This window comes from Exiguobacterium sp. s78 (assembly GCF_018618985.1).
GTDB classification, from domain to species: Bacteria; Bacillota; Bacilli; order Exiguobacteriales; family Exiguobacteriaceae; genus Exiguobacterium_A; species Exiguobacterium_A abrahamii.
The window spans coordinates 307,307-329,717 of the sequence record NZ_JACSNB010000001.1; the positions used below are offsets into that span (position 1 = coordinate 307,307).

Below are 22,411 nucleotides of genomic sequence, written 5' to 3' on the forward strand. Positions count from 1 at the left end.
ATCACACAAAAATACTTGCAAAACCAGAGGGACAAACGTATGCTTTTTGTGAGAACGTGAGCGAGCTGTCTGACAGCTTACTCCTATAAAAAATCGAAACTTCCATTCGGAAGAAAAACGATCGAGAAAGTAGAGGGATAGTATCATGGGATTCTTAAAAAAATTGTTTGGTGGTAACGACGCAGGAAACGCAAAAATCGCTTCTGCACTTACAGGTAAAATCGTCAACATCGAGAACGTACCCGATCAAGTTTTCTCTCAAAAAATGATGGGCGACGGTGTCGCGATCGAACCAACTGAAGGTAAAGTCGTCTCGCCGATCAACGCAACGGTTGAAACGATCTTCCCAACAAAACACGCAATCGGTCTAAAAGGTGAAGATGGTCTTGAACTGTTGATCCACGTTGGTCTTGATACAGTTAACCTTAAAGGTGAAGGCTTCACGGCTCACGTCCAGTCAGGTGACAAAGTCAAAGCAGGAGACGTCCTCGTCGAGTTCGACCTTGACTACATCCGTGCGAACGCACCATCGACGATCACACCGATCATCGTGACGAACCACGATCAATTCACGCTTTCAGCTGTACCAGCTGAAGGAACTTCTGTTGTCGCAGGCGACACAGAGCTCTTCAAAGCAACACACAAATAAGATACGATACGCCTCCATTCCTTGCGGATGGGGGCTTTTTTGTCGTCTCATCCCGTGTCTTACCGTTTTGTAAGAGAAGTGAAAGCAAAGTCCATTTTGAGAAAAGTATGGAAGGACTAGACTGAGTGTAACGAATCAAACACAGGAGGCATTACAGATGAAAGCAATCTTACAAGCAGAACAGATTTCAAAAACGTATCAAACGAAAACAGCGCGCCACGAAGCACTGCGTCCGACGACGCTCCGTGTTCACGAAGGAGAATTTGTCAGTATCATGGGTCCATCCGGTGCCGGGAAATCGACGTTACTCAATTTATTATCGACGATCGATCAGCCTACGGACGGCTCGATTTTAATCAACGGATCAGACGTGACAGCGATGAAGGAAAAACAATTAGCACGTTTCCGCCGGGAACAACTCGGCTTCATCTTCCAGGATTTCAATCTCCTCGATACGATGACGGTTCGCGAAAATATCGCCTTACCGCTATCACTCGCGAATGTCGATAAAAAGATGATTTTAGAACGTGTTGATCGTGTGGCGCATCAACTTGGTATCCACGACTTACTCGATAAACGTCCCGTTGAACTATCGGGCGGACAAAAACAACGGACGGCTGCCGCTCGCGCCATCATTCATGATCCGTCGCTCATTTTAGCCGACGAGCCGACCGGTGCGCTTGACTCGAAGTCGGCAACAGGATTGCTCGAAGCGATGCAAGCGCTCAACGACGAAGGCGCGACGATTTTAATGGTAACGCATGACCCGATGACAGCGTCTTATGCGGAACGGATTCTGTTCGTCAAGGATGGAGAGCTGTTCAAGGAAGTCCATCGCTTCGGTTCGCAGAAGGAATTCTTCGAGCAGATCATGGAAGTCCAACGCGAACTCGGAGGTGCCGTCCGTGAGCTTGTCTAAACTGGCGTTTCAAAATTTGAAGAACATCCGTCAAAACGTGATGTACCTCGGTGCCGTCACGTTTGCGATTCTTATTTACTACACGTTCCTCGCGATTCGATCGAATGAAGCGATGCTTCAGGCGAACGAATTGTACGGGAAACTGGGAACGGTCTTTACGGGAGCAAGTGTCATTCTAGCGCTTTTCTCTGCCATCTTCATCTGGTATTCAAGTGACTTCTTCTTACGCCGCCGTAAGAAGGAAATCGGACTTTATGCATTGCTTGGTCTAGAGCGTGGGCAAATCGCCCGACTGATCTTCCTTGAGACGATGGGGTACGGAGTGATTGGCCTGATCCTCGGAATTGCGATCGGTACCGTCGCTTCGAAGTACTTCGTGCAGTTGCTGGCTTCTGTCATGGCGATGCAAGTCGATGCGACCTTTACGATCAGCGGAGCTTCCGTCATGCAGACGATCGGTGTCTTCCTGCTGATTTTCCTGATCATCGCCTTACGCTCTGCTCGGACGATTTATCGTTTTACATTGATCGAATTGTTCAAGGCAGAACAACAAGCGGAATCCCTTCCGAAAGTCCATCCGATCTTAGCCGTCCTTTCCGTCGTCTTGATCGGTGTCGGTTATTATTTGACAGGACAACCGTTGATGGATCACTTTACGATCGTCGCCCCGCTCTTGATGCTCTGCGTCATTCTCGGGACGTTCGGAACGATGAGTTACTTCACGATCTTCCTATTGCGCGTCTTAAGTAATCAAGCGCGGCATTTCAAAGGAACGAATTTAATTCTGCACGGACAATTGTTGTCACGAATCAAATCGAATGCCGTCATGCTGTCGACGATTACGGTCATCACTGCCGTGACATTGACGACGGTCGGTACAGCGACATCGATCTATTATTTCATCGATCAGACCGTCGAGGAGCAAGTTCCGTACAGTCTATCGATTGCGAGTAAACAAGCAGAAGCGGAACAGCTAATTGCCAAGTCCGACCAGAAAATCGACAGCCGGACGATGGTCAACGTCAAGAACGTTGACCATAAGATGACCGATTTGCCGAACCCTCTGACGTTTACACGTTACTACGCGACGTATGCGTATGAAGACCAGCCGGGACAATTCAGTTACGTCAACTATTCGGACTACGTCAAGCTCGCGAAAGCGAACGGGAAAACGGTCATCAAAGAACCGAAACAAGGTGAAGCGATCGTCCTTGAGACATTCAAAGGAAACGATTTGTTGAAGATGAAAGTCAAATCGCCAGTCGGTGTTGAAATCAAGGACGTTCATGAGTCCTTTCGCATCACCGCTGCGACGAATCTACCAATCGCTCAACTTTATGAGAAACAGCGGCTCGCCTTCGTCGTAAACGATGATGCGTTCGCGAAGATGCCGGAAAAAGGCTTCACGCTGACGAATTATCAGTTCTCGGATGAACGTCATGACGATGGATTGATGAAACAGTTGACGCAACTATATGGAAAACAAGCGGATACGGAGATGGCGGCGTACTATCCTGTCTATGCGATGACGACGGCAACGACCGGCTTACTCGCGTTTGCTGCCGGCTTCCTCGGTCTCGTCTTCTTGCTTGCGACGGGTTCGATCATCTACTTCAAGATGCTTGCGGAAGCAGAAGAATCGAAACAACGGTTTGCCATCATCCAGAAGATCGGTGTGGATGAGAAGGAACAGACAGGCATCATTCGGCGCCTTGTCGGATTCGTCTTCTCCTTACCGTACGTGCTCGGACTCGTTCATAGTTTAGTGGCGATGCAAGTCTTGCAGAAACTGTTGAACTACAACATCGTTCGTCCGACATTACTTGCGATTGTTTGTTATACGATCGTCTATTTGATCTACTATATCGTCACGGTCCGTGCTTACCGCCGCATCGTCACGTGATGAACTAAATAGGGGTACACAGAACTGGAAACGGAATAATCGTTTCCAGTCCTTTTTGAGTTCGTTATGATAAAGGGAGAAGGAGTTGATAGGAACGATGCATACGATTTTATTAGTCGAAGATGACATGAAGATTGCTACATTATTGAAAGAACTACTTGAACGCTATGATTTTAGAGTCGTCGTTGAAGATGGGCGAGGGGATGTCGTCGCGGTCTATGAAGAGACGAATCCGGACGTCATTCTATTAGATGTCAATTTACCGAAGTTTGACGGTTTCTATTGGTGTCGACAATTGCGGATGAAGACACGGGCACCGATCCTGTTCATCTCAGCACGGGTCGGGGAGATGGATCAAGTCATGGCGCTTGAATACGGAGCGGATGATTACATCGTCAAGCCGTTCCAAGGAGCGGTCGTCATCGCGAAGATTAAAAGTCAGATTCGCCGGGCCTATGGCACGCTCTCGAACGAGACGGATGAGCGGACAGTGACGAAAGAAGGTGTCACGCTGTACTTGGACCGTTATATCGTCGAGTACGGGGAACAGTCGATCGAGCTGTCAAAAAAAGAGGGACTGATCCTTGAGATGTTGCTGACGGCAAGTCCACGAATCGTCAGTCGGGGCGATTTACTCGAACGGATTTGGGATGACGAAGCATTCGTCGATGAGAATACATTGAACGTCAATATCACGCGTGTCCGCAAACGGCTTGCCGAGATCGGTGTCGCTGGACTTGAGACGGTGCGAGGCGTCGGTTATAAACTGGTCCTTGAACCATGAAGCTCTTTTTACGGCACGCGATACCAGGCATCATCTTCTTTACCGGACAAATGCTCATTTTATATGCCGTCTTATGGCTCTATGATCTTTATCGCCCAGCAGCCTTCTTTTATATCGTGCTCTTGAACAGTATCGGTCTCTTGATTTATCTCAGTTATCGTTTCTTCAGCATGCTTCCGTTGCTACGACGGATGCAACAGCCGGTCCAGTCGGTCGCAGAACCGATTCGCAGTGATAGTGAAGAACCGATTTCCGTTGCCGTCGAACAATTTTTAGAACGACAACAGACCTTATTTCGAAACAGTCTGTTTGCTGAGCGACGAAAGGAAAAGGAACGCCATCGGTATGTCGACCAATGGATTCATCAGATGAAGACACCGTTGTCCGTCATCGAGTTGATCCTCGAACATCCAGGAGAACAGTATCAGGCTGATTTACGGCAAGAGGTCGATCGATTGCGTAGTGGACTCGACCAGATGCTCTATTCGTCACGTTTAGAAGCAATCGAGACAGATTTGAAGGCAGAACGATTGGCACTGAAGCCGCTCGTCACGAGCATCATCAATCAAGAAAAACGATTATTCGTCAAAAATCAGGTTTTTCCGAAACTCGATATCGCTGAAGACGTGTATGTCTACACGGATGCGAAGTGGTTTCGTTTCCTCGTCTTACAGCTCGTGACGAACGCCATCAAGTACACGACGGGACATGGTCGTGAAGTCGTTCTGACGGCAGAAGTGACAAAGGGGCAAGTCGTCCTTTCGGTTCAAGACGACGGTGTCGGAATCCCAAGACGAGACGTCCCACGTGTCTTTAATGCGTTCTTCACTGGTGAAAACGGACGACGTTACGGGGAATCGACCGGAATGGGATTGTATTTCGTCCAGCAGGTCTGCTTGAAGCTCGGGCATGAGATTGAACTCGAGAGTGAGGAAGGGGTCGGCACGACATGCCGGATTCGATTAGTAGGAGGTCGCGCACATGATTGAGGTCAAACAATTAGGGAAAGTCTATCCTGGAAAGGTGACGGAGCAACCGCTGACGGATGTGAATTTCCGAGTCGAAGAAGGTGAGATGGTCGCGGTCATGGGACCATCCGGTAGTGGGAAATCGACACTGATCAACTTGCTTGCGACACTCGACGAACCAAGTTGGGGATCGATTCTGATTGACGGCGTCGACACAGCGACGTTCAAACGAAAAGAGATGACACGTTTCCGGCGCGAGACGCTCGGTATCATCTTTCAGGAATTCAATTTACTCGATTCGTTGACACTCGGTGAGAACATGCTCGTGCCGTTGATGCTGTCAGGGAAAAAAGCAAAGCTCGCGCGGGAAGAGATGGAGGAGTTGGCACGCCGTCTACAGATTGATGATCTGCTCGACAAACAGGTCGATGAGGTCAGTGGTGGACAACGACAACGAACAGCGATCGGTCGCGCCCTGATCCATACACCACGTCTGATGCTTGCGGACGAACCGACGGGGGCACTCGACTTCCAAGCGACGAAACACGTCATGGATGTCCTAGCCGAGTTGAATGCGACGGGCATGACGATGGTCATCGTGACACACGATCCGCAAGTCGCGTCGTATTGTAATCATGTCTTATTCCTAAAAGACGGTAGTATTCAAACGGAGTTGTTCCGCGATGAACCACGCCGTGTCTTTTTCCAACGAGTCATCGAATCGCTATCGTTGTTAGGAGGGGATGAGCATCAATTATCTGCAATACGCCCTACGTAACATTCGGCGCTATCAGCGCTTGTATTACGGCTATGCCTTGACGATCATCATCGCAATGACGATCGTGACGAGTTATTGGAACTTGTTGACGAATGGATCATTCCAAAACGTCGCCAAAATCCTCAGTCAATTGAACCAAGTCATCGAGATGACGATCTTCTTCGTCTTCATCGCGGAGCTGATTATTCTTTTTTTTAGTGTCTTGTTCATTTATTCGACGACCTATACGATGCTTGAGCACCGTAAGAACGATTTACGGACGATGCGGACGCTTGGCAGTGGACTGTCACACTTCTTAAAGTATTTTTTAATTGAAGTCTTGATTGTTGGTGGTCTAGCGATCACTGCAGGAATGATTCTAGGTAATGTCTTGACGAAGATGCTGTTGCTGTCCGTTGTCAAAGTCATGTTCTTACCAGCAATCGAATTCGAATTATCCTTTTATGCGATTCTTGCTTTGATTGGTGGTGCCTTCCTTGTGTTGCTGACGGCAACGGTCCTTGCGATCTACCGCTTTCGTCCCGATCGACCGACACGTTCCCGTTCGCTATTTCGAAAACGAGCCTGGATTCTGACGCAAATCGGAGCGTTACTCCTGTTGATCTATGGTTATGCCTTAGCCTTTGTTCGGACGGAAGGATTTTATATATTTTTCCCACTTGTCATCTTCATCGGATCGTTTTTCATTTGTCGATATGTCTTACCGTGGTTGACCAAGTTATATCGACCACGTCGCTTGTCACTGCGGAAGCTGATCGTCTCGGAAATCGCCAATCAATTGCGAACGAATAGTACGCTCATTGCCCTCGGAACGATTCTAACATCGTGTGCGCTAACAGCAGTCGGACTCGTTTTCTTGTTTCAATTGATTGGACTCGACTTATCATCACAGAACCAATTCGGGCTCGTCTATTACGAGGAATCCGCTCAACCGACGAAACGATTGAAGGATATCAAGCAGACGATGACGGAGGCATTCCCGGATCGCTATCAGCAGGATATCCAAGTGAAGGCAGAAGGAACACGCGTCCTCTTACCGATCTCGTCGTACAACAAGATGATGCGGCAACTGGATCTTAAGGAGCGGACAGCGACGGGACGTCAAAGTTTCTTTGTACCAGCACGTCCGGTACAACTCGAAGAGAATACACCGACGATGAAAAAAGAGAAACAGGCGATGGAGAAAGAAGACTTTGAATTACTTCCCGCTGCTTCTCACGATTTAATATTTGGTTACAATTATCAAATCGAGACGATCTTCGTCGTCAGTGATGCCGTCTTTCAGACACTCAAGCAACCCGTCCGGCAAATCGTCGTCTTCGATACGCCAGCCTACCATGATTACGGAACGAAGGACTGGAAACAGTGGATGAAAATCGTCCGCAACATCCAGTCGGCAGCAAAGCTAGATGAGAAGCAACCGGTGCCCTATCAACTGATCAATGAGACGGAAGATGAGATTGACGGGATCCGAATCGTGCGACTCGTCACGTTCGTCGTCGTTCTCCTGACGATCTGGTTATTCGTCATCAATGCCAGTTTTTTGCATGTGTGGATGCAGATGACGGCGGAACAGGAACAAAAGCGGATGAAGACGTTGTTTGCGCTAGGGTTCGGTTCCGGAAACATCCGCTGCTACTTATTAATGAAGTATGGCGCTGTTCTGCTCATTCCGTATCTGATTTCTGTCTTTCATGCCTTTTTATTGTTCCAAGTCGTCGTCACACAAGCCGGACTACAGCCGGGATCTTTTCTTAACTTAGCTGTCTTTTGGATCAGTATCGTCACGGTCGGGTACTTCTTGAGTGTCCTACCGATTTGGTTGCGTTACCCACGGCATCTGTTCCGGAATTCATCCGAAAGTTCGATGTATCCGACACCGGATTCAAGGGTATGATGATACCATAGGAATAAGGGAGGGAATCGTATGCTAGACCATTCACCATATCGGGGTTACGGTGACCGGATTCGTATTTTACGGGAGCGTGCAGGGATTACGATCGAACAGTTGGCTGAACGACTCGGCGTCGCACCATACTTCATCCGCCGGACGGAGCTCAGCGAAGTCTATCCAACCAAACCCTACATCGAAGCATTGGCGGACGTCTTGAACATCGACGCTAGTTATTTGGCACGGCATATCTGGACGGGGGAGTCATTGAAGTTCATCATGCAGCAAAACACACCGCTCGAAGAGATGAAGCTTGCTTATGAACAGACACTCGGACAAGACGGGACGTGGGTCGAAGAACAGCTCGAAGAACGGATGCGTCTGTTTGATTTAATGTATGACGAGGACGTCAAACGGATTGAGCAGACGATGAGTGCGACCGAGCAACGGATCTTCCATGAGCTCGTCGAAGCCGTGATGGAAGCAGGGGAATTGCAACGCGATCAAGCGGAAGAGACGTATGAGTTGTTCGAGGATAAACTTCCATCGATGATGCAACTCGATGAATACCTCGACCGCATGACGGACGGTATTTCTTTATCCAGTTCGACCTATTATGCGGATTACAGCGACCGGAAAAGTCGTTCTCGCTACCATCGCAAATAAAAAAAGTCGCTGTCTTCTGATTGACGTTCAGAAGACAGCGACTTTTTATTAACGTTGTGGCATCGGGCGTGGACGACGCGTCTTTTGACGGATTCGACCGATGATGAAACCAATGATCGCATTTGCAATGACGAGTACCCAACCGACATAGCCGAAATTGAGAGTTAAGCTACCGAGCATCGCTTGCCATTTGAAAATCATCATCACATCACCACGCAAGACGAATCGCGCGATACAGACGAGTAAGACAGTCAGTCCGGCGATGAAGACACCGACCCAGCTTCCGTATAAACGAGAAGAGTGGCGTCGCACCGCAACGAAGGACCAGCAAAAGAGGCTAGAGATGAACGCCATGCCTCCATAGGCAAGGACGAGTTCCCATGTCGCACTCGCTTGCGGGAATTTCGTGAACATGACAAGTGACGAGACCATGGCAGCAGCTGTGAAAAGGATCGCTGCCCAAAAACGAGACCGCATAACGTAGTTCCTCCTAAAGGCTTTTTCTCACCTAACGATAGCGGAAACGATTCGTCTTGTAAACTGTTACCGGCGACCACTTAAGATCCGGCGCAACTGTTTGAGTGGATTCGATCCATAGAACAGAACACCACCCCGGTAGAATTTGGTTCCGACGAATAAGGCAAGCGAGATACTGATCAGCATTAAGATGAGCGAAATCGACACTTGCCATAGCGGTACATCGGTCAACATGACGCGCAGGAACATGACCATCGGTGTAAAGAACGGAACAAATGACAGGACGACGACGGCTTGGTTCGTCGGTGCATTCAGACTAAACATCGAAATCATGAAAGCAGCGACGATCAACAAGATGACCGGTAACGTCACTTGCTGCGCATCCTCGACCCGGCTGACGAGTGAACCGAGTGCCGCGAGTAACGTTGCGTACAGGAAGTATCCGAGCAGGAAGAAGACGAACAGATAAATGATCGTCCGGGCACTCAAGGAATCAAGTGATAACTGATCGAATAAACTGCTGTTTTGAGCACTGTAGTAGCCGACACCAACGAGGATCGATAATTGTACGAGACTGACCGTCGCGATCGAGAGGATCTTCGCCAGCATATGTTGAATCGGACTCGCTGCTGAAATCAGCAACTCCATGACGCGTGATGACTTTTCGTTCGCGATTTCCGTGACGATCATCCCACCGTAAATTGCAATCGTGAAGTACATCAAGAACAACAAGACATAGACGAGCGCCGAGGCAGCAAAGAGTTCATCCTCACTTTTCCCACCCGTCGACGTCAACTCCTGTTTGACAGGAACAGGTTCAGCGAGCGAGGCAAGGACGTTCGGATCGATTTCAGCATCCGTGATGACGGCCTGGTCACGGACTTGTTTGACGACCGTTGCGACCTGTGTCTGTAATTCAGACTCAGGACTAGCACTGACGAGTGTCACGTCATACGAATCCTGAACGATTGCCACAGCATCGAATGTTCCGCGGTCGACTGCCTTTCGTGCTTGTGCGACCGTATATTCCTTTGTCGTAATGTCTGAAGTGACACCAGCTTTCTTCAAGGCAGGACGAAGATCGGTCGATAGTTCACTGACGAGAGCAACTTTTGGATCGTCACCAGAAAACCAGTCGAGAATCCGTTCGATATTGCCGAAGCCGACGAGGAACAGGACCATCAGGACCGTCGAGATCAAAAAGCTTTTAGCACGTAATTTTTGAAGTAGATTGAAGCGATATAAAGTCAGGAATTTACGGTTCATAACGTTTTCCGACCTCCTCGATGAAGATATCCTGCAGGGATAACTGATCCCAGACGAAACGATCGACATGATGTCCTTGACTGACGATATGTTGGAGAAGTTGATCAGCCGTTTCTTTTGAAGAGACTTGGACGATATGCCCATTGTTGTCTGACTCGACTTGCAGGACACCCGGTAAGCTATCCCATAGGAGTGGCGGGGCATCTGTCGTCAAAAGGACACGTGTTTTTCCGTATCCCGCCTTGATGTCAGGGAGATAGCCAGCAACGACGGGTTTCCCGTGATCGAGGATCGCGACGTGTTCGCAGAGTTCTTCGACGTGATCCATTCGGTGACTCGAGAAGACGATTGTCGTTCCGTCGACGGTTAATTTTTTGACAGCACGCTTCAACTGTTCCGCGTTGACAGGATCGAGTCCGCTGAACGGCTCATCTAAAATCAGCAGTTCTGGTTTATGTAGGACGGCGGAGATCAACTGGATTTTTTGTTGATTTCCTTTTGAGAGTTGTTCAACACGCATTTTTTCATACTGGGGAATTTGGAAATAGTCGAGCCATTCCGTCAAGGCTCGTTTCGCATCCTTCCGTTTCATATCACGGAGTTCTGCGAGGAACAAGAGTTGTTCGTCGACGCGGACTTTTGGATACAGACCTCGCTCTTCCGGAAGGTATCCAATTTTTGAAGTCGGAATACGCTCTCCATTCCAGGTGATCGATCCTTCAGTCGGTTGCAGTAGACCGAGCAACATCCGGAACGTCGTCGTCTTTCCAGCACCGTTCGCACCAAGCAAACCAAAGATTTGCCCGCGCGGCACCTCGATCGTCAAAGCGTCTACGGCCGTAAAATCGCCGAAACGCTTCGTGATGTGTTTGATTTCTAACATAAGAACCTCCTTTAAAGACGTCTGTTGCACGACAAGTGTATCATTGTTACTTAGTGTCCTACGGTCAAAAATGGGTAAAGGTTCCAGAAAACAGTAATGAAAAGGCTTATTAGTTTACTTTTTGTACATTAGTTACTATTATTGTGTTAATAGATACGACTGAAGGAGGAACGCATCATATGAAAACGCAAGGCATTCATCATATCTCAGCGATGGTCGGCGATCCACAAGAAAATCTCGATTTTTACGGAACCATTCTCGGACTACGATTCGTCAAAAAAACGGTCAACTTCGATGATCCAGGAACGTACCACTTCTACTTTGGGAACGAATCCGGAGCACCGGGAACAATCATCACGTTCTTTCCGTTTAAAGGCATGGCAAAAGGACAGGTCGGTGCCGGACAAGTCGGAACGACAGCTTACGCGATTCCGGTCGGTGCAGCAGATTTTTGGAAAGCGCGACTGACAGAAAAAAACGTCTCGTTTGAAGAGACGGTTCGTTTCGGAGAGCAACAGATCGCCTTCGAAGATCCACATGGTCTCCAGATTGAACTCGTCGAACGCAAGGGACCGAACAGTCGCTATGAAATCGACGGCATCACACGTGAGGTCGCGATCAAAGGATTCGCGGGAGCGACGTTACTGTCACGGGATCCATCAGACACAGCAAAATTACTGACAGACACATTCGGACTGACACTCAGCAAACGGACGGAAACCGTTGACCGATATATCGCAGAAGGCGAGTTCGGGAATGTCGTTGACGTCGTTCATGGTCAAATGCCAGTCGGTCGTCCGGGAACTGGAACGGTTCACCATATCGCGTGGCGGGCAACGGATCAAAAGGAACAACTCGACTGGATGAACGCCATCAACGCGTTCGGTTTGCTGACCACTGAAGTGAAGGACCGCAATTACTTCACATCGATCTATTTCCATGACCGCGGTCGAATCCTCCATGAAATTGCGACCGACAATCCAGGATTCGCAATCGATGAAGAGTTCGAGATGCTCGGAGAAGACTTGAAGTTGCCAGAACAATTCGAAGCACATCGTACAGCGATCACAAATCATGTAACACCTATTACTGTACCGAAGGGGAGACTCGTATGATTCATTTATACCAAGCACCAAAAACAGCAGACGCACCCATCTTTTTATTTTTACATGGCACAGGCGGAACGGAACAAGATCTCGTCGGACTCGTCTCGTTGCTCGATTCGGAAGCAGGCTACTTGTCCGTCCGCGGGGAAGTCTCGGAAAACGGGATGCCACGATTCTTCAAACGACTCGCAGAAGGCGTCTTCGATGAAGAAGACCTCGCTTTACGGACAGCACGTTTAATTCAGTTTTTACGTGACCAGGCAGCGGAGCGTGGTTTTGATCTCGATCGTCTGATTCCAGTCGGATATTCGAACGGTGCGAACATCGCGGCGAATATGTTGTTCGAAGAAGCCTTGTTCAAACAAGCGATTCTGTTGCATCCGATGGTACCACGTCGTGGTGTGACGTTACCTGACTTATCAGACGTGCGCGTCTTCATCGGCGCCGGAAGCAATGACCCAATCTGTCCGGCTCAGGAAACGGAAGAATTATCAGCACTCTTGAAGCAAGCCGGTGCATCAGTCGACGTCACGTGGTCGAATTATGGTCACCAACTGGTCATGCCAACGATTGAAGCGGCAACGGATTGGCTGAAACAGTAAAAAAAGGGCTGTCCCATCTCCTTCTTTCATAGAAGATGATGGGGCAGTCCTCTTTTCGTTTCAAGCAGGATGATCACTTTTTGGTCGAGAATAGACGATGAGCACACCACGCTCGACGAGCTGGAGGGCGAGCGTCTGTTTCACTTCTTCCGATGCTTTCGTCTGCGCAAGCTGCCGGTAGAGCAGGCGAAGTTCACGGCGCATCGTCTTACGGATCAGCCACATGCTATCAATCGTGGTACACCAACCGGTCACGGTTTCGTGTCCGATGTAATACTGGGTCTGACGTTCAAGATAACGAATCCACCACTCGTCACGCGCCATTTTTAGTACAACACCTGTGAGACCAAGTACAAGGATGGCGAGGGGAATGCTTTCATATAAAGGAAGACGACTAATAATAGTACCAACATTCGTGACGAGGGCAAGCATCCCCCATCCTATGCATCCGATGACAAGCCAATATCCAAAGTTGAGAGTACTTCGATGTCGTAACGTCACTTTCGGCGTAAGCAATGAAGTGGCCATCAGAAACACCTCCTTGTTAAATAATCGAATTTTCTGACAATTTGTAGTTGTCCTTCTACTATAGTTACTTTTTCCCGAATCGTCTAGTCATTAGACATGGAAAATGTGTTTCTTTCTTGACGAAATTCGTGTACGCTAAATGTAGAAGTGAGCGGTTACATAAAGGGGGATATAAAGAAATGATGGATCAAGTGATTTGGATTGCTGTCGGTATCGTTGCCGTTGCAGTTTTCTCAGCATCGAGCGTCGCAGCGTACATGGGTGTCAAAAACCAAGAAGACTAATAATCGAAAGCGGCTCATCCCGGAAATCGGGATGAGCCGCTTTTTCATTTAGTTATTTGCTGTCAAATCGGTTTTCAGCGCATAGGGTTTCAGCGCATCACTCCAGCGCAGGTAACCGCCACCGACGAGATGGAGTCCATCGTACGTCATCCGATTTTGCAGGTATCCCTGTTTATTCGTCAAGACAGGTCGTAGATCAACAAATGGAACATCCACCGATTGAGCAAGGTTTTGTAAATTTCGGTTCAACGCTTCGACGTCCCGATTGATTCGGACGGAATCCGAATACTTCGGTGCGACAGGAACGGTTGACTGAATGACGACGTCGATGTTATTTTTTCGAAGTGTCGTCACAATCGTCGTCATGTTCTCAGTGATTTGCGGAATCGGTGTATAGTGACGAATATCATTGATACCACCCATCAGGAAGACGCGTTTTGGTTTCATCTCGATGATCAAGTCGAGTCGGGTCAAAAAGCCTTCTGTCGTATCACCAGGAATCCCGAAATTCACGATCGTCGGGTCTTCCATCAAGATACGCCAATCAGCAAAATTCGTCATCGAGTCGCCTAACATGACAGCGTTCGCTGATTTTGGGTATTGATAAGTATGGAATAGACTATTCAGACGGACATAGTTCGGGTTCTTATCGTATTGGAAGGTCGTGACTGGAGTCGTACTCGTTGCAGGTAAGACGCTTTCGAATAGTTCGAGCGGTTTACGTCCCAGTAACAATGCAAGGAGAACGACGTTCAAGACGACAGATAGAATCAGGAGTGTCTTTTTCATAAACATTCGTTCCTTTCGAGGGAGTATAAGGGGTAGTGTAACATGAATCGGAATCCGTGGTTTGATAATATCAAAGGTTTTCTTGTCATTTTCGTCGTCATTGGTCACATGCTGACGGATTTACGGTTTGATTATGACGGAAAGTTGCTTGAGACGGTTTATCTGTTGATTTACTCGTTTCATATGCCATTATTCATTATTTTAAGCGGTTATTTCTTCCGCGAAAACAAGTATTTACGTGTCATCCAACTATTTGCCGTCTACTGTGTCTGGCAAATCTTAATTGGATCTTGGGCGACGCTTGGAGAAGGATTGCCGCTCTTTTCCGGTGAAAACATCGGTACGCATCTCCTACGTCCCTACTGGGCACTTTGGTACCTGTTCGTCATGGTCGTCTGGTACATCGTGACGCCATATGTCGTTCACTTGCGTGGATATGTCTGGTTCGGTCTTGCCTTCGCCTTGCTGTATGGATTTGAACTCGAGAACACGGGATTCTTGGCACTTCGGAAGCTGATCATGTTCTATCCGTATTTCTTGCTCGGGAACTACCTATCGGAACACGAATTCATCCGCATCTTCGAGATGCCGAAGAACTTCAAGCGCCGGATGAACGTCCGCTTGATTGGTGGTGTGACGTTCGCAGCCGTCATGGGCTTCTTATTGTTCGAGGCGTGGCGTGACACACCGCAAGAGATCGTCGATTTCGCGAATGCCTTCAAGCATCGTTTCCCGTACGCTGAACAGTATGACAGTGACACGTGGATTGGTGTACTCAAGCATAGCGTTATCTATGTCTTGTCGATCGCGGCCTCGCTCGGTTTCATGATGTTGATCCCGATGCGTCGTCTTCCGCTCATCACACGAGCTGGGGAACTCAGCCTCTACGTCTATCTACTCCACGTCTTCTTCGTCATGGCGTGGCGTCAATATGTGACGGATGCATTCGTACCGCAACCGTGGCTCGCTTTACTGATCATGATTGGCGTCGCCTTGTTGATCGTTGGTATCATCATACACCCGCTCGTCGTCCGTGTCCTCCGTCCTTTGATTGAGATTGACATTCGCCCGATCGTCGAGAAACGGGAAGACCTTTCAAAATAAGGCGGAATGCATTACACTTTAAGATAGATGGATTACTAGACGAAGGGCGTGGAAGGTATGTCATATAATTTAAATAATGCGGACGGTGTCGTGAACGTCTCGCAACAAGTCATCGAGGTCATCGCAGGGGTAGCCGTTCAAGAAACGGAAGGCATCGCCTTTACAGCAGATGATTCGAAACTGCAGGAAAAACAGATGGTCAAACTCGTAAAAGTCGAAGATGTCGGTGGCGACATCACGGTCAGTCTGTCCGTGCATATCAAATACGGCATGTCGATCATCAAGACAGCTGGAAAAGTCCAAGAACGGATCGCACAAGACATGGAAAACATGCTCGCGTTCCAACCAAAAGCAATCAACGTCCGCGTCATCGGACTCTTAAAAGGATAAGCAAAACGTCTCGGCATCTTGTGTGCCGAGACGTTTTTTTAGGAAGAGGGAGGAAGATAACGGAGACCGAATGCAGGGACGTCTGTTGCGGTGCAGGCGAAACGGAGACGGATCGCATGTTGGCTATGAGCGGGTAAGGACAATCCAGGATGGGTGACGTCTGCGAGTGGCGTCTCGTCATCCATCAATTCGAACGCCAGCGCCTCAAGCGTCAGTGTCTGATCGCTGGCATTACGGACGAGGACGGTCGCGGTCACAGTATCCGGCTCGCGCATGATCGAGACCGGTAAGAGAGACCAGCCATCTGCTGGAGGTGTCGGGTGCGAATAAGCGACTTGACGGATGATGCGTCGTTCCGATTCCGTGAAGTCGTCTTCGATGAACAGCTCGGTCAGCGTCTCACTTGAGAAGACGAGCTGCAATGGCTCCGTCAACTGCTCGAGGTCGACGAAACATTCGTCTTCTTCGAACGTCAACCAGAGCGGCAACGTCGCCATCGGAAGAATGACAGGAACTTCTTCGATACTGAGGACTTTGCGAGCGACGAGTTCGTCACCGGAGAGCGCAAGAACGACGAGATCATTCAGATGGAACGACCGAGACAACGTATTTTGGAACAAGGCGATGACATGAAGCGGACGACGCGATAAGACTTGAAACAGATGAATCGCCATCTGATTGACCTGTAAATCAGGTAGTTGTTTCGAGACGTGACGAAAGACGTATTCATCTTCCTTGACGATCGGCATGTCCTCCGTGAAATAGAGTGGGGGACGGAACACTTCATTCGACGTGTGCATGGTGCAGTTCTCCTTCGCTATCGTATGTCTGTTCGGCGCGGCAGATACCAGAAAGGACCTGCTTTTCGAAACTCGCAATGGCATATTCGAAGTAATCCATGCCTTCCCGTTCGAAGATGCGGACCGGTTGTTCTTGTCCGTAACTCCGGAGGTGGATTCCTTCTTTTAAGCTGTTCATAGCTGTTAAGTGGCGCGTCCATTGCTCATCGAGTGCAAGGAGGATGAAGCGTTTGACGGTCTCTTTTTCAGCCGCAACATGGGCAACGAGCAAGGCTTCAGTGTCAGCAATCAGTGGTTCAAGTTGGCGTTTCATCTCGTCGATCGTTTCCAGTCGTTCTAACGTGACCGGTTGATGTAACAGTTGCTCAAGTTCCGTCGTGACGAGAGCCAGCGGCCATTCTTCCGGGACGAGATCGTCAGAAAGTGTTTGGTCGATGATCGACGGCAAAACACGTCCGGCAAACGGTTGGACGATGTCTTCAAGTGACGTCGCATCAACGATTCTGTTGCGGAGATGATAGATCGCTTGTCGTTGTTCACTGATGACTTCTTCGAGCTGAACGAGTTCATCCCGAACACTCCGATTGACGGATTCACACGTCGACTGAGCGAACTGCAACAGATCCCGGACGTCACGTGAAGCAATTGGACCGGAAGCATCCCGTACTTTTTGTTGTACGCGTGCGAGACGGTCTCGTGCGAAACGACGTGGTAGTTCATCTTCGAGCGAGAGATAAAATTGCGTCAATCCGGGATCGCCTTGGCGACCTGCCCGACCACGGAGTTGGTTATCGATCCGGATCGATTCATGACGTTCGGTTCCGATGACGAACAAGCCGCCTTGTTGTTGTGCCGTTTCATCAAGCAAAATATCCGTTCCGCGACCTGCCATGTTCGTTGCGATCGTGATTCGACCGGCTTGTCCGGCAGCCGCGATGATCCGAACTTCTTGGTCGACGGTTTTTGCGTTCAGGATCTCGTAGGTGAGTCCGTGTGCATCGAGTGTCTTCGCGACGCGTAAGGACTGTTCAATCGATGAAGTACCGATCAGAACCGGTCGTCCCGTAACGTGTGCCGATTTCGTCGCGATCGCGATCGCTTCTAATTTTTCGTCACGCGTCGCAAAGATGACGTCCTCCGCATCAATCCGGATTTTCGGTCGATTCGATGGAATCGTCACGACATCCATGCCGTACGTCTTTTGAAACTCCTCCCGTGACGTCGCCGCTGTACCCGTCATTCCTGCTACCTGATGATAGAGACGGAAATAATGCTGAATCGTGATTTGTGCTGTCGTCCGGTTCTCTTCCGTGACCGGGACACCTTCTTTTGCCTCAAGTGCCTGATGTAACCCGTCGGATAGACTGCGTCCTTCCATCAGACGACCAGTGAAGAGATCGACGAGCGCGATTTTTTGATCCTTGACGATGTAGTCGACATCTCGCTTGAGGACGACATGGGCACGTAAGGCTTGAATGACGTAATGAAAAAGGACGGAGTGCTCAGCGGCAAACAGATGATCAATCGCAAACGCCTCCTCGATCGTCTCGATCCCCTGGTCAGTCAAGGCGACAGCTTTGATCTCTTCGTCGAACGTATAATCCCGCTCGTCTTCAAACGTCTGGACGACATGACGGACGAGTTGTTGTAACCCTTCGTGGACACTGTCTCGTTCCGCCATGATGAGTGGCGTTTTCGCTTCATCGATTAAAATGCTATCGACTTCGTCGATCAAGGCGAAATGAAGAGGACGTTGCAGACGTTCCGTCGGCTCCATGATCAGATGATCACGCAGGTAATCGAATCCGAATTCAGTCCCGACACCGTATGTAATATCCGCTGCGTAGGCAATACGTTTTTCCTCAAACGTAGCTTCAGCGGAATTGATTCCGACCTGCAACCCTAAAAAGCGGTGAATCTGACCGATTTGCTCAGCATCGCGCTGTGCCAGATATTCGTTGACGGTAATGACGTGAACACCTTTTCCATGAAGCGCCTGAGTGAAGCTCGCGAGTGAAGCAACGAGCGTCTTTCCTTCACCGGTCGCCATCTCGGCGATTTGTCCTTCAAGTAATGCCAGACCGCCCATGAGCTGCACGTCGTAATGCCGTAAGCCAAGCGTTCGTTTACTCGCTTCTCGGACAAGGGCGAATGCCATTGGTGTGATCGCATCGATTCGTTCCCCGGCTTGTAGCCGCTCACGTAATGAGGCGGTCATTTCACGTAACGCTTGATCGGATGTTTGTTCCATTTCTCGTTCTAGGCTATTGATTGTCGTTACGATTTTCTCATAACGATGAATTCTTCGACTTTGATCATTCAACAACTGTTTAACACGTTGAAACATCTTCGTCACTCCCTCATATGCTATGAGATTCATTATAGCAGTTAAAAAATGTAAAACGAATAGTAAAGAACGAAATAAGTAAAACATTCCCTTAAAATTGAAAGCGTTATCAAAATAAACATGTTTCGCGCTTAAAAATAGAAAATCAGAAATATTTGATAACGCTTGCAAAGATTCGGAAGAACCAGTAAAATTATTCATAAGGCAAGTGCAATCGTTTGCGCAAAGTCATTCGATTTCTTGCCTTTCATGGACGATGGAAGAAAGGATGGATGTCGGATGGCACCAACGATCGAAGCGGTCATTTTTGATTTAGACGGCGTAATTACCGATACAGCAGAGTATCATTACTTAGCGTGGAAACAACTTGGAGAGGATTTGGATATCCCGTTCGACCGGGAATTCAATGAGACATTAAAAGGTGTCAGCCGGATGGATTCACTCGAGCGTATCCTTGCGCTCGGTGGAAAACAGAACGCTTTTTCGGAGGAAGAGAAGCTAGCACTTGCTGCGAAGAAAAACGAACACTACGTCACATTGATCCAACATATTTCTGAACAGGATCTTCTTCCTGGAATCACTGCATTCCTCGATGAAATCCGAAACGCTGGGCTGAAGATCGGAATGGCGTCCGCCTCTAAAAATGCGCTGATGGTCGTCGAGGCACTAAAGGTCCGACACTATTTCGATGACATCGTAGACGCTGCGACCGTTGCACAATCGAAACCACACCCTGAAGTGTTTCTCCGTGCTGCAGAAGCACTCGACGTCGAACCGAGCCGTTGCATCGGTGTAGAAGATGCGACAGCTGGCATCACTGCCATCCACGCTGCCGGCATGTATGCTGTCGGAGTTGGACCGGAGTCGGCACTCCATGAGGCAGACTATCGTGTCGATTCGACAGATTTGCTATCCCTTGAGCAAATCCTCGCTAGTCGCTCCCTTGTCTGAACCATTCCCTGATGGTGAAGGACATTCCTTGAAAGTTATGTGTATGCAAAAAGGATCGCTTCCCTGAGCGATCCTTTTTTGATATGGCGTTGATTTAAAGTGAGGCGAGAATGCCGTCTGCGATTGCTTGCGCGTAACGTGACTGATACGTCGCGTTCGTCAGTTTCGCCCGATCCGCATTGTTCGAGAGGAAACCGAGTTCCGCTAGAATCGACGGTGCTTTCGTACCACGAATGACGGCATAGTTCGCATAGTGAACGCTTCGATCGCGCATGCCAGCGTATGAGACGAGGCGTTGTTGGACGTTACGAGCGAGGTTGATCGAAGAGGCGCCTTTATAGTAGAAGGTCTCTGCTCCGTATGCTTGCGTACTCGTTGAAGCATTGATATGGACACTGACGAAAGCAGTCGTCGCATGACTGTTCGCAAGGGCACTCCGCTCTCCAAGTGACGGGTAGTAGTCGTTCGTATAGCGTGACATCGTTACATCGACTTTTCCGGCAAGACGCTCGGCGACTTGTTTCGTGACAGCAAGGACGATGTCGCGTTCAGCAACGCCGTAACGAACTGCACCTGCGTCGTGTCCGCCGTGACCCGGATCAAGGACGAGAAGTGGACGATTCGATGGTGCTGGTTGGAACAACGTCAGATACGTCGCATCGACATAACCGCTTTGACCACTTGCCGTCCGGACAGCAACGAACCCTTTCGTTTGATAACGCGCATTCGTGACGACGACAGGAGTACCACGTCCAAGACGAGCGATTTGACCACTGAGCGTCGACGCACTCGCACGAAGCGCGACACTATTGCCTGACGGGATCAACACATACATCTTTGAACCACTATAATCGACGTTTCCAGTCGTCGAGGCAGGAACGGAAGTCCCTTTTTTCAGGTACGTTCCCATGACATACCCCGTTTTCCCTTGGTACTGGACCGTGTGCCAATTCGATTTAACGGCGAGGGAATTGACGGCAGTTCCACTTGGAATCGTCGTCAGGACTTTTCCGGATGTCGAAGGAGACGAACGGAAATTCAAGCGATCCGTCGTCGTATAGACCGTCGTTTTGGCTGGTGTAGTCACTTTCTTTAAATATGAACCAGAAACATAACCGGTCTTATTTGCATAGGTCACTTTGTACCAATTCCCGCTTTTGAAACTTGATTGTACACCGGCTCCCTTAGGAATCGTCAGTAATCGAGTAGAAGATGTCGTTGCGGCACTACGTAAGGATAGCGCATCCGTCGTCTTATAAGACGTCTTCGAAAAAGAAGTGCCACTCTCGATTTTTTTCAGATAAGATCCGGTCACATATCCCGTCTTTCCTTTATATGACAACTTATACCAAGAGCCTTTTCGATAGCTCGACGTGACTTTCGTCGTCTTCGGGATCGTCAGTAACTTTTTAGAAGACGTCGAGTTCGAACTGCGTAGATTCAAGGCATCTGTCGTCTGATACGAAGTTTTCGTAAAGGTTGTACCAGAAGCAGCCGATACAGTAGAAGTAGAGGCGAAGCAACCGGATACCAACGAAAGTACTAGAGCGGTCCGAAGTGTTTTAGGTAATTTGCCCATTAAATTTCCAGTCTCCTTTTCGGTAAAATAAGAAAGATATATATTGAATTAGTAGAACTTAAGTATTATTAAAATAGTTAAATATCGAAATTATATGTTCCGTTTTCACTCCTTTCTGTTAATATGAGGTGTAGCCAATTTATCGGTAAGGATATGAAAATATTACAGGATAATTAAATAATTAAAGAAATTATATATTATCAAGACAAATTATAGTTTAAAATATTTCGAAATACATACAATTGAAACATGATTGAAACATTAATGTATAAAAAAGGAAAGAGGGGCAAGGAATGGGTAACAGTGAACATATCTACCGCGAACTAATGGAAATCGAAGAGGAATACCGTCGCTTACAGCGGCGTGCCGAGTATCTGATCTCGGAATTAAGCCGTGGAACGGGAGAACATTCGCAAGAAGTCGCCGTCACGCATGAGCGTCCGTTAAAACAACGTCGTGTCAACCAACGGTACCCGCTAGAAGTCTACGTGCACCAAATCAGCGATTTGATGCGCGAGCGTGAATCGATGACAGCACGTGACATCCAAATGGAGCTTGAATTGCGTTACCGTCACCAAATTAGTAACATCTACCAATTGATGGCGAAAGTCGAACAGGCAAACCCTGCCATCAAAAAAGTCGGGCGCGGTATCTATACATATGATCCAGCTGCTGAAGTACCGATCTTCATGTAAGAGCCGCTCGTCGGCTCTTTTTTTTTATGATATAATTCGCGCAGGAGCGTGA

22 protein-coding genes are annotated in these 22,411 nt (G+C 48.6%); 14 read left to right on the forward strand and 8 right to left on the reverse strand.

All coding sequences use genetic code 11. The annotated features are described in order from the left end of the window. Positions 1 to 145: 145 nt before the first annotated feature. From KNQ18_RS01470 to KNQ18_RS01505, 8 genes are all read left to right on the forward strand, one after another. A complete protein-coding gene (locus KNQ18_RS01470) occupies positions 146 to 649 on the forward strand; it encodes a PTS sugar transporter subunit IIA (protein WP_035396161.1) in 504 nt (167 codons plus the stop codon). A 157-nt stretch (positions 650 to 806) separates the two neighbouring features. Further along, the gene (locus KNQ18_RS01475; protein ID WP_214805455.1) at positions 807 to 1,568 is read left to right on the forward strand and encodes an ABC transporter ATP-binding protein; all 762 of its coding nucleotides are present in this window, start codon (positions 807 to 809) and stop codon (positions 1,566 to 1,568) included. After that, the gene (locus tag KNQ18_RS01480; protein ID WP_214805452.1) at positions 1,555 to 3,471 is read left to right on the forward strand and encodes an ABC transporter permease; all 1,917 of its coding nucleotides are present in this window, start codon (positions 1,555 to 1,557) and stop codon (positions 3,469 to 3,471) included. Before KNQ18_RS01475 ends, KNQ18_RS01480 begins: the two co-directional genes overlap by 14 nt. Before the next feature lie 97 nt (positions 3,472 to 3,568). Next, positions 3,569 to 4,255 carry a response regulator transcription factor gene (locus KNQ18_RS01485; RefSeq protein WP_047393119.1) on the forward strand — a complete coding sequence of 229 codons (687 nt, stop codon included), beginning with the start codon at positions 3,569 to 3,571 and terminating at the stop codon, positions 4,253 to 4,255. Beyond that, positions 4,252 to 5,244 carry a sensor histidine kinase gene (locus KNQ18_RS01490; protein WP_214805450.1) on the forward strand — a complete coding sequence of 331 codons (993 nt, stop codon included), beginning with the start codon at positions 4,252 to 4,254 and terminating at the stop codon, positions 5,242 to 5,244. The genes KNQ18_RS01485 and KNQ18_RS01490 overlap by 4 nt, the downstream gene beginning before the upstream one ends. Further along, a complete protein-coding gene (locus KNQ18_RS01495) occupies positions 5,237 to 6,001 on the forward strand; it encodes an ABC transporter ATP-binding protein (RefSeq protein WP_064299373.1) in 765 nt (254 codons plus the stop codon). The genes KNQ18_RS01490 and KNQ18_RS01495 overlap by 8 nt, the downstream gene beginning before the upstream one ends. Next, positions 5,967 to 7,898: an ABC transporter permease gene (locus KNQ18_RS01500; protein ID WP_149427808.1), complete on the forward strand. Its 1,932-nt coding sequence runs from the start codon at positions 5,967 to 5,969 to the stop codon at positions 7,896 to 7,898. Before KNQ18_RS01495 ends, KNQ18_RS01500 begins: the two co-directional genes overlap by 35 nt. Before the next feature lie 30 nt (positions 7,899 to 7,928). Next, positions 7,929 to 8,558: a helix-turn-helix domain-containing protein gene (locus KNQ18_RS01505; protein ID WP_035410187.1), complete on the forward strand. Its 630-nt coding sequence runs from the start codon at positions 7,929 to 7,931 to the stop codon at positions 8,556 to 8,558. A 48-nt stretch (positions 8,559 to 8,606) separates the two neighbouring features. Here KNQ18_RS01505 and KNQ18_RS01510 read toward each other — a convergent pair whose 3' ends face one another. From KNQ18_RS01510 to KNQ18_RS01520, 3 genes are all read right to left on the reverse strand, one after another. Further along, positions 8,607 to 9,035, reverse strand: a complete 429-nt coding sequence (locus tag KNQ18_RS01510; protein ID WP_149427807.1) for a hypothetical protein — start codon at positions 9,033 to 9,035, stop codon at positions 8,607 to 8,609. A 66-nt stretch (positions 9,036 to 9,101) separates the two neighbouring features. Then, entirely contained in the window at positions 9,102 to 10,301 is a 1,200-nt protein-coding gene (locus KNQ18_RS01515) for an ABC transporter permease (protein WP_023469317.1), read from the reverse strand. Beyond that, positions 10,291 to 11,184: an ABC transporter ATP-binding protein gene (locus KNQ18_RS01520; RefSeq protein WP_133207728.1), complete on the reverse strand. Its 894-nt coding sequence runs from the start codon at positions 11,182 to 11,184 to the stop codon at positions 10,291 to 10,293. The genes KNQ18_RS01515 and KNQ18_RS01520 overlap by 11 nt, the downstream gene beginning before the upstream one ends. A gap of 179 nt (positions 11,185 to 11,363) precedes the next feature. On the opposite strand from KNQ18_RS01520, the gene KNQ18_RS01525 reads away from it, so the two are divergent. Both KNQ18_RS01525 and KNQ18_RS01530 read left to right on the forward strand, forming a co-directional pair. Further along, entirely contained in the window at positions 11,364 to 12,299 is a 936-nt protein-coding gene (locus KNQ18_RS01525) for a VOC family protein (protein WP_215083641.1), read from the forward strand. Continuing rightward, positions 12,296 to 12,892, forward strand: coding sequence for an alpha/beta hydrolase (locus tag KNQ18_RS01530; protein ID WP_149427804.1), 597 nt, complete (start codon positions 12,296 to 12,298; stop codon positions 12,890 to 12,892). Before KNQ18_RS01525 ends, KNQ18_RS01530 begins: the two co-directional genes overlap by 4 nt. 60 nt (positions 12,893 to 12,952) lie before the next feature. Here the strand turns inward: KNQ18_RS01530 and KNQ18_RS01535 are convergent, their stop codons facing one another. Continuing rightward, positions 12,953 to 13,420, reverse strand: coding sequence for a hypothetical protein (locus KNQ18_RS01535; RefSeq protein ID WP_215083643.1), 468 nt, complete (start codon positions 13,418 to 13,420; stop codon positions 12,953 to 12,955). Between the two features lie 332 nt (positions 13,421 to 13,752). Next, positions 13,753 to 14,493, reverse strand: a complete 741-nt coding sequence (locus KNQ18_RS01540) for an SGNH/GDSL hydrolase family protein (protein WP_050678748.1) — start codon at positions 14,491 to 14,493, stop codon at positions 13,753 to 13,755. Positions 14,494 to 14,535: 42 nt separating this feature from the next. Between KNQ18_RS01540 and KNQ18_RS01545 the strand changes: the two genes are divergently transcribed. After that, positions 14,536 to 15,597: an acyltransferase family protein gene (locus tag KNQ18_RS01545; RefSeq protein ID WP_064299377.1), complete on the forward strand. Its 1,062-nt coding sequence runs from the start codon at positions 14,536 to 14,538 to the stop codon at positions 15,595 to 15,597. A 57-nt stretch (positions 15,598 to 15,654) separates the two neighbouring features. Next, on the forward strand, positions 15,655 to 15,987 hold the full coding sequence (locus KNQ18_RS01550) for an Asp23/Gls24 family envelope stress response protein (RefSeq protein ID WP_029342549.1): 333 nt from the start codon (positions 15,655 to 15,657) through the stop codon (positions 15,985 to 15,987). Between the two features lie 38 nt (positions 15,988 to 16,025). Here the strand turns inward: KNQ18_RS01550 and KNQ18_RS01555 are convergent, their stop codons facing one another. After that, positions 16,026 to 16,787 (reverse strand): SLAP domain-containing protein, encoded by a 762-nt coding sequence (locus KNQ18_RS01555; protein WP_215083651.1) that lies wholly within the window; start codon positions 16,785 to 16,787, stop codon positions 16,026 to 16,028. After that, positions 16,771 to 19,134, reverse strand: a complete 2,364-nt coding sequence (gene secA2 / locus KNQ18_RS01560) for an accessory Sec system translocase SecA2 (protein WP_215083653.1) — start codon at positions 19,132 to 19,134, stop codon at positions 16,771 to 16,773. The genes KNQ18_RS01555 and secA2 overlap by 17 nt, the downstream gene beginning before the upstream one ends. A 279-nt stretch (positions 19,135 to 19,413) precedes the next feature. Between secA2 and pgmB the strand changes: the two genes are divergently transcribed. Beyond that, on the forward strand, positions 19,414 to 20,085 hold the full coding sequence (gene pgmB / locus KNQ18_RS01565; protein WP_029342546.1) for a beta-phosphoglucomutase: 672 nt from the start codon (positions 19,414 to 19,416) through the stop codon (positions 20,083 to 20,085). A 94-nt stretch (positions 20,086 to 20,179) separates the two neighbouring features. Here the strand turns inward: pgmB and KNQ18_RS01570 are convergent, their stop codons facing one another. Continuing rightward, entirely contained in the window at positions 20,180 to 21,664 is a 1,485-nt protein-coding gene (locus tag KNQ18_RS01570) for an N-acetylmuramoyl-L-alanine amidase family protein (RefSeq protein WP_215083655.1), read from the reverse strand. A gap of 293 nt (positions 21,665 to 21,957) precedes the next feature. Here KNQ18_RS01570 and KNQ18_RS01575 point away from each other — a divergent pair, with 293 nt between their 5' ends. Continuing rightward, entirely contained in the window at positions 21,958 to 22,359 is a 402-nt protein-coding gene (locus KNQ18_RS01575) for a Rok-like winged helix domain-containing protein (RefSeq protein WP_029342544.1), read from the forward strand. Positions 22,360 to 22,411: the final 52 nt, after the last annotated feature.

Excerpts from the sequence above, each read along its gene's own strand:
- KNQ18_RS01470 (WP_035396161.1), top strand. The coding sequence starts at position 146 with ATGGGATTCTTAAAAAAATTGTTTGGTGGTAACGACGCAGGAAACGCA.
- KNQ18_RS01475 (WP_214805455.1), top strand. The coding sequence starts at position 807 with ATGAAAGCAATCTTACAAGCAGAACAGATTTCAAAAACGTATCAAACG.
- KNQ18_RS01485 (WP_047393119.1), top strand. The coding sequence starts at position 3,569 with ATGCATACGATTTTATTAGTCGAAGATGACATGAAGATTGCTACATTA.
- KNQ18_RS01490 (WP_214805450.1), top strand. The coding sequence starts at position 4,252 with ATGAAGCTCTTTTTACGGCACGCGATACCAGGCATCATCTTCTTTACC.
- KNQ18_RS01495 (WP_064299373.1), top strand. The coding sequence starts at position 5,237 with ATGATTGAGGTCAAACAATTAGGGAAAGTCTATCCTGGAAAGGTGACG.
- KNQ18_RS01500 (WP_149427808.1), top strand. The coding sequence starts at position 5,967 with ATGAGCATCAATTATCTGCAATACGCCCTACGTAACATTCGGCGCTAT.
- KNQ18_RS01505 (WP_035410187.1), top strand. The coding sequence starts at position 7,929 with ATGCTAGACCATTCACCATATCGGGGTTACGGTGACCGGATTCGTATT.
- KNQ18_RS01510 (WP_149427807.1), bottom strand. The coding sequence starts at position 9,035 with ATGCGGTCTCGTTTTTGGGCAGCGATCCTTTTCACAGCTGCTGCCATG.
- KNQ18_RS01515 (WP_023469317.1), bottom strand. The coding sequence starts at position 10,301 with ATGAACCGTAAATTCCTGACTTTATATCGCTTCAATCTACTTCAAAAA.
- KNQ18_RS01520 (WP_133207728.1), bottom strand. The coding sequence starts at position 11,184 with ATGTTAGAAATCAAACACATCACGAAGCGTTTCGGCGATTTTACGGCC.
- KNQ18_RS01525 (WP_215083641.1), top strand. The coding sequence starts at position 11,364 with ATGAAAACGCAAGGCATTCATCATATCTCAGCGATGGTCGGCGATCCA.
- KNQ18_RS01530 (WP_149427804.1), top strand. The coding sequence starts at position 12,296 with ATGATTCATTTATACCAAGCACCAAAAACAGCAGACGCACCCATCTTT.
- KNQ18_RS01535 (WP_215083643.1), bottom strand. The coding sequence starts at position 13,420 with ATGGCCACTTCATTGCTTACGCCGAAAGTGACGTTACGACATCGAAGT.
- KNQ18_RS01540 (WP_050678748.1), bottom strand. The coding sequence starts at position 14,493 with ATGAAAAAGACACTCCTGATTCTATCTGTCGTCTTGAACGTCGTTCTC.
- KNQ18_RS01545 (WP_064299377.1), top strand. The coding sequence starts at position 14,536 with ATGAATCGGAATCCGTGGTTTGATAATATCAAAGGTTTTCTTGTCATT.
- KNQ18_RS01550 (WP_029342549.1), top strand. The coding sequence starts at position 15,655 with ATGTCATATAATTTAAATAATGCGGACGGTGTCGTGAACGTCTCGCAA.
- KNQ18_RS01555 (WP_215083651.1), bottom strand. The coding sequence starts at position 16,787 with ATGCACACGTCGAATGAAGTGTTCCGTCCCCCACTCTATTTCACGGAG.
- secA2 (WP_215083653.1), bottom strand. The coding sequence starts at position 19,134 with ATGTTTCAACGTGTTAAACAGTTGTTGAATGATCAAAGTCGAAGAATT.
- pgmB (WP_029342546.1), top strand. The coding sequence starts at position 19,414 with ATGGCACCAACGATCGAAGCGGTCATTTTTGATTTAGACGGCGTAATT.
- KNQ18_RS01570 (WP_215083655.1), bottom strand. The coding sequence starts at position 21,664 with ATGGGCAAATTACCTAAAACACTTCGGACCGCTCTAGTACTTTCGTTG.
- KNQ18_RS01575 (WP_029342544.1), top strand. The coding sequence starts at position 21,958 with ATGGGTAACAGTGAACATATCTACCGCGAACTAATGGAAATCGAAGAG.